The following is a 5957-nucleotide window of genomic DNA, read 5'->3' on the forward strand; positions in this document are numbered from 1 at the left end:
GTACCTTCCCGCTCGAGCCACTGGGTGATCGCAGCGATCTCCTCGGGCGCCGCCTCCTGCTGGGACAGGAGGTGATCGAGTCCGAACACCATCAGCGTGTCCGTATCGGCCAGGATGCGTTCATCGATCGGAAGCTTGTAGCCGGCCTGGTCGATACGCTGGAAGACCGCCACCGGATGCGCGGTCGCTTCCTCTGCCACCGCTTGAAAATCCAGGGTGGACCGGTGGAACAGTTCCAGTGTGCCCGCGATGCCCTGTAGAAAACTCGCCGCGTCGTATTCCGGTGTCTCGTAGGCCGGCCATGCAACGTTGCGCACCTCGGTGATCGTCGAGAACCGGTTGTAGACCTCGGCTGGATCCCGTTGCGACTCCCAGGGGTAACTCCAGGTCCAATAGATGCTTATGCGCCGGCCGCCGGTGTGCGGCCGCGCGATGTGGTTCTGGTTGTAGGTCCGCGGCCTCGGCATTGCAGTCATGGTTGGTCCTTCAGTCGCCCAGCGTGGCGAGGTAACGCATTGCGTTCATCCCGGGCAGGAAGAAATATGCGCCGCCCTGCAGCGTCGTAAACGCCGGAATACCCTTGTGCACCTTGCGGATCGGTCGCCTCGGGACCGTAAAGTCCATCGTCGCGTCCTGGGTGCCACAGATCGGGTCGTGCTCGTTGCCGAGTTCGTGAAACGCCTCGTCGTTGATCCACACGTTCTGCGCGAACTCGAACTGGCGCACCAAGTTCGCGCAGATGATGAACGCGGCGATGCCGCGGTCCACCCAGTCGTCCGGAGCGCCCTCCGGCAGCGCGGGCCCGTACGTCGCGCCCCGCCGGATCATCCGCCGACGATTCATGTAGTGCGCAGTGTCACGCGGATTCAGCCGGCGGGCGTGCGAACCGAGTGGACACGCGTAGCCGAACGGGTCCATCTCTTTGTAGTTGAAGTCGTTGTTGCGCATGGGGTCTGCGCCGAGTTCCGGATCGTCCTCATCCGGCGCCAACACGAGCGGCGCTCCGCTTCGCCAACGCCCCATGAACTTCGCCGCAAGCAGCTCCTCGTCTTCCGTCGTATCCGAATTCTCGCGGAGATAATCGCGAAAAACGGCGACGTGTTCTTCCAGCCGGCGATACGCCATGTAGCTGCCGTTGCGGGACAACACCTCGGGCTCAGGGAGATTCGCCACCGGCCCGTCTTCGTCGGGATAGCCGAGGATGAACTCTCCCGGCTCCAGCGCCGCGCCTGAACCCGGGGTCGGCTCCTCCCCGGAGCCCTTCATCACCGGTTGCGACAGCCGGTCCCGGAAGCCGAAGTGGTCGTGAGCGTAGTTGAACGGCGGTGTCGCGTTGAGATCGAGGAACGACAGACTGCGGACGCCGTCGGTTCGTACGAGCAGTTTGTCGTGTTCCTCGATGGAGCGACGACACTGCTCGTCGGTGCGCGAGAACAAGATCGCGATCGCGTGCAGGTCATTTCCGGCCAGGCCGCCGACCCAATGTTCGGGGGCATTGGCGCCGGTGTCGCCCAGGATGCTGGCCCGGGAGGGCATGCCTTCGCGGAACTCGTCGGGAAAAGTCGCCAACGATTCCTCCGGCACGCCCAACGCCCGCAAACCATTCCACGTGAACGCCAACGACACCCAGCGGTCGGAACTGCCCAAGGTGGCGACCGCATCCGCGGCGGACTGCGTCTTGTCCAACAACTCCGACAGCCAGGCCCGTCCGCCGGCCGGAGCGTCGAACGCCAGGAACTCATAGCGTCCGGTGATGGCCGGCGTGCGGGTCAGCAGGATGTGCTGAATATCGTCGAGCTCAAGCATCAACGCGGATTTCGGTGCGGTTCACTGCATCTGGTCGAGCATGTTCGAGAAGGCCGCCTTCAGCCGCAACGCCTTCTTGATCTCGTCGGCCGTCACGTACGGGTACTCGCCGTACTCCAAGAAACTCGGGACCTGATGCTCCCGGACGAACTTGATGAACGCCTCCGGGTTCTCCTTCCAATCCTCGGGGAAGCCCTCGAGATTGGTGAACACCGTCGTGATGCCGGTGGCGCTGAACAGCTGGACCGCGTCCTCGGTGTATTTGTCGAAGTCGGTGTCGAAGATGCCCTGGTATTGGAAGTGCAGTCCCGATCCGACGTCGAATAGCACCCAACGCAGATAGTGCAGTCGCAACGGCGCCAACGCCTCCGGACTCGCCGCTATCGTCTCCTCGATGGTCTTCCCGTACGCCCGCACCGTCTCCTCGCGCCCCTCCTTCACCTTGGCGATGATGGAGAACCCATGGCAAGCCGGAGTCCTGGGAAACACCGGACCGTACCGCCCCCGCTCGAGTTCGAAATACCCTTCCTTCGGAATCGCCATCGCCGACGGTTTCGTCCAGTCACGCTCACCCTCAGCCACATTGGCCCCCCGTTGTCGAACCCAGATGAGTCGGACGCTACACCGGCTTCAACCTGCCGCGTTCGGACATCACGAAAATTGACGACCATGAAAATGCAAATCTTCGACATGCCTGATGGCCAGGACTTACGCTCCGCGCATCGGTTCCGGCCGTCGTGGGGGAGGATCTACGGCGGCAGCGCCGCCTAATGGGAGGGAGCAGCCATGCGTTTGAGACAGCGCTGCCTGAGTTGGGGTCTTGTCCTTGCGTTCGTGCCCGCCGGCGTCATCATGGCCTCGTCGCCGGCATCGGCGGATTGCACCAACGCCGGAGCGGCCACAGTGTGTGCCCAGGGGACGGTCCGCGGTGGAGGTCCAGACGCTCCGACCGCTGGCCCGGTCTACCCCTCCTATTGCGCCGACCCCTGGTACTGCGACGACGGCTGGGACATGGACATCATTTGGAATCCCGGGCCAGGTATCGGAGGTCCCGGGCGGCCCGGCGGACCCGGCGGCGGAGGTGGTATCGGTCCACGTCGCTGAGCTTTGCCGCTGTGTCCCGCCACCGATTCAATAAAGGAGCCTCAAATGTTCTTCCGTAGCGTGATTGGCGCCGGCGTGATCGCCGGCTCCATGCTCGTGGGTACCGCCGCAACTGCGATCGCCGATCCGCCGAACTGCTCTGCCGCGGACCTCGCCGGGGTCATGTCCGGCGTCAACGCAAGCACGTCGAGCTATCTGTTCACCCATCCGGACGTCAATGCCTTCTTCACCGGCCTCAAGGGCAAGTCCAGGGACGAGATGCGCACCGAAATCGAAGCGTACGCGCAGGCAAACCCACAGGTGAAAGACGAGCTACAGGCCGTCAGGCAACCCGCCGCCGACTTCCGCGACCGCTGCGACGCGCCTGTCCCCGATGGGCCCATGGGCTAGAGGTCGAGCAGCGCCAATTCCGGCCTCGATCCGGTCGCGGAGTTCACCAAGGAACGCCGCTACTCGGGCCCTGTCCACGATTTAGCGGTGATCGATTCCCGGAGCGAACCGGCGAGGGCGCTAAGGAGGTGAGCAATGGGCGGGATGGGCCTGCCGAGCCTTTGGCTGTTTCTGGCCCTGGTCCTCGGCGCCTCAGTCCTCCTGGCAGTCGGCAGCGTATGGCTAGCCAACAAAACAGCTCACCGGCCGGGCGCGAAGGAAGAATCAGGATCCCTGTCGCCATTCATCACGACTGTTGCACTTGTCTATGGCGCTCTGTTGGGTTTCACCGTCGTCGTCGCATGGGAGCAATTCTCTTCCGCCGAGGAAAACGTGACCAATGAGTCGTCCACTATGGCGACGATGTACCGGCAAACGATCAGCCTGCCCGGGCCGGAGCAAACGACGATGCGCGAACTTCTGCGAAAATACACCACTGCCGTACAAGCCGAATGGGACAGTCAAGGCACCGACTCTGCAAGCGCCACGGCACGAACCGCGATTACCGACATGTACCGCGTGCTCGGGAAGCAGCAAACGCCCAACGTCGCCTCCAATCCGATCAATGCGGAGGTCCGCGCCCAGCTCAACGTCTTGACGTCGCAACGCAACATTCGCGTGTTGGACGCAAGGCCCCGAATACCCGGATTGCTGTGGGGTGGTCTGCTGTTCGGCGGTGTCCTGCTCATCGGATTGATCGGATTCACCCGCCTCGACAACCAACGAAATCACATAATCCTGTCGAGCGCCATCGCCGTTCTGCTCGGCCTGCTGCTCTTCCTCATATTCTGGCTCGACCATCCATTTGGCCGCCAACTAGGCGTCACACCAACATCGTTCGACTACACCGTCCAGGTCTTCGACGGAGTCGACGAGGAGACGTAGATACCTCTAGCTTGGCTATAGCTGGGACGGCTGAGTACGCGGCCCCGCTCCCGAGAACGACGCTCCTCGCGACGTGCGCCGTCGCCCACGTCGCCACACGGAGCAATAGTGGTGAAATGGTCGTGGCCTCACACCGTGGGAGGGATCTGCACGGCGAGGGGTCATCGCCGGGGTGTCGGCTTCCTGTCCCAGGCGAGTGACCGGGTTGGAGGCCGGTCGGCGTCGAAAATGATGTGACCACGGTTGACGGCAAGCCAGATCCGCACTTGAACGGGAAGGTCCACACTGTCCATGCTCACGTAGACCGCCCACGCCAAGCGATGCCACCGCGGTGTTTGATGAGTCGATGCAGTTGCCCGTCATGCCGCCGGTCTCGCCGATGTTGGCGAAGTCGGTGCCGGAGATTCCACCCGGCGCCTGGTATGAGCCCAAGTGGGACGGCTTTCGGTCGATCTGCTTCCGCGACGGCGACGAAGTCGAGCTCGGCAGCCGCAACGAACGCGCGCTGACGCGCTACTTCCCAGAGCTGGTCGCAGCGGCGATGACGGAGCTGCCGGACAGGTGCGTGATCGACGGGGAGATCGTCGTTCCTGCGTCGCACGGTCTCGATTTCGAGGCGCTGCAACAGCGGATCCATCCGGCGGACAGCCGGGTGCGCATGCTCGCGGAGAAGACGCCTGCGGCGTTCATCGCCTTCGACCTACTCGCGCTCGGCGACGACGACCTGACCCGGGAACCGTTCACCGAGCGTCGCGCCGCCTTGGTCGCCGCGCTGGCCGGCTCCGGTCCGTCCATCCACGTGACCCCGGCGACCACCGACCTCGCCACGGCCAGGAGATGGTTCTCCGAGTTCGAGGGAGCGGGTCTGGACGGGGTGATCGCCAAACCGCCGACGGTGACCTACCTACCGGACAAGCGAGCCATGTTCAAGATCAAGCACACCAGGACCGCCGACTGCGTGGTGGCGGGTTACCGGCTGCACAAGTCGGGCGACGACGCCATCGGCTCACTGCTTCTCGGCCTGTACACCGACGACGGCAGGCTCGCGTCGGTCGGGGTCATCGGAGCCCTTCCGATGGCGACTCGGCGGCAGCTGTTCACCGACCTGCAGCCGTTGGTCACGACGTTCGACGATCACCCGTGGAACTGGGGCGGCGCACACGAAGCGGCGCAACGCACGCCGCGAAAGAACGAGGGCTCGCGTTGGAACGCGGGCAAGGACCTGTCCTTCGTGCCGCTACGACCGGAGCGGGTGGTCGAGGTCCGCTACGACCACATGGAGGGCGATCGGTTCCGCCACACGGCCCAGTTCAACCGGTGGCGAGCCGACCGCGACCCGCGCTCGTGCACGTATGCCCAACTGGAGCAACCGATCTCGTTCCAACTCGACGACATCGTTCCGGGTCTGGGGACGGTCAGCTAGTCGACGCCGCACGCGCGGCCTATGGTGAGCGCTGTGCCTCCCGTGTCCGGTCACCCCGTGGATGCCTCGCCGTGGACGCCGCGGGAGGCCGAGCTGCTGGCGGTCACGTTGCAGCTGTTGCAGCAGAACGGCTACGACCGGTTGACGTTGGAGGCGGTCGCGACCAAGGCCCAGGCCAGCAAGGCGACGATGTACCGGCGCTGGCCGACCAAGGCCGAGTTGGTGCTGGCCGCGTTCATCGAGGGCGTCCGTCAGGTCGCCGTGCCGCCCGACACCGGCACCCTGCGCGGAGATCTGCTGTATCTCGGGG

General features: G+C 64.3%; 7 protein-coding genes and 1 pseudogene. 5 read left to right on the forward strand and 3 right to left on the reverse strand.

Annotated elements, in window-relative coordinates; all coding sequences use genetic code 11:
* The 3 genes and pseudogenes from ACRDUX_RS12560 to ACRDUX_RS12570 form a co-directional block, all read right to left on the reverse strand.
* Positions 1-476 (reverse strand): annotated as a pseudogene (locus ACRDUX_RS12560) (hypothetical protein); the annotation flags it as partial.
* Between the two features lie 10 nt (positions 477-486).
* Entirely contained in the window at positions 487-1806 is a 1320-nt protein-coding gene (locus ACRDUX_RS12565; RefSeq protein WP_526414355.1) for a Dyp-type peroxidase, read from the reverse strand.
* 21 nt (positions 1807-1827) lie between these two features.
* Positions 1828-2349: a hypothetical protein gene (locus ACRDUX_RS12570; protein ID WP_526414364.1), complete on the reverse strand. Its 522-nt coding sequence runs from the start codon at positions 2347-2349 to the stop codon at positions 1828-1830.
* Between the two features lie 243 nt (positions 2350-2592).
* On the opposite strand from ACRDUX_RS12570, the gene ACRDUX_RS12575 reads away from it, so the two are divergent.
* The 5 genes from ACRDUX_RS12575 to ACRDUX_RS12595 all read left to right on the forward strand — a co-directional run.
* A complete protein-coding gene (locus ACRDUX_RS12575) occupies positions 2593-2910 on the forward strand; it encodes a hypothetical protein (RefSeq protein WP_526414357.1) in 318 nt (105 codons plus the stop codon).
* Between the two features lie 45 nt (positions 2911-2955).
* Positions 2956-3300: a hemophore-related protein gene (locus ACRDUX_RS12580; RefSeq protein WP_526414359.1), complete on the forward strand. Its 345-nt coding sequence runs from the start codon at positions 2956-2958 to the stop codon at positions 3298-3300.
* Positions 3301-3435: 135 nt separating this feature from the next.
* On the forward strand, positions 3436-4224 hold the full coding sequence (locus tag ACRDUX_RS12585; protein ID WP_526414361.1) for a bestrophin-like domain: 789 nt from the start codon (positions 3436-3438) through the stop codon (positions 4222-4224).
* Between the two features lie 346 nt (positions 4225-4570).
* The gene (locus tag ACRDUX_RS12590; RefSeq protein WP_526414362.1) at positions 4571-5647 is read left to right on the forward strand and encodes an ATP-dependent DNA ligase; all 1077 of its coding nucleotides are present in this window, start codon (positions 4571-4573) and stop codon (positions 5645-5647) included.
* Positions 5648-5668: 21 nt separating this feature from the next.
* Positions 5669-5957 (forward strand): TetR/AcrR family transcriptional regulator (locus ACRDUX_RS12595; protein WP_526414363.1); only part of this gene is annotated, 289 nt, incomplete at its 3' end.

This window comes from Mycobacterium sp. (genome assembly GCF_050701675.1).
Taxonomy (GTDB): domain Bacteria; phylum Actinomycetota; class Actinomycetes; order Mycobacteriales; family Mycobacteriaceae; genus Mycobacterium.

Coding starts and splice junctions, on each gene's coding strand:
- ACRDUX_RS12590 (WP_526414362.1), top strand. CDS start 4,571: ATGCAGTTGCCCGTCATGCCGCCGGTCTCGCCGATGTTGGCGAAGTCG.
- ACRDUX_RS12565 (WP_526414355.1), bottom strand. CDS start 1,806: ATGCTTGAGCTCGACGATATTCAGCACATCCTGCTGACCCGCACGCCG.
- ACRDUX_RS12585 (WP_526414361.1), top strand. CDS start 3,436: ATGGGCGGGATGGGCCTGCCGAGCCTTTGGCTGTTTCTGGCCCTGGTC.
- ACRDUX_RS12570 (WP_526414364.1), bottom strand. CDS start 2,349: ATGGCGATTCCGAAGGAAGGGTATTTCGAACTCGAGCGGGGGCGGTAC.
- ACRDUX_RS12575 (WP_526414357.1), top strand. CDS start 2,593: ATGCGTTTGAGACAGCGCTGCCTGAGTTGGGGTCTTGTCCTTGCGTTC.
- ACRDUX_RS12580 (WP_526414359.1), top strand. CDS start 2,956: ATGTTCTTCCGTAGCGTGATTGGCGCCGGCGTGATCGCCGGCTCCATG.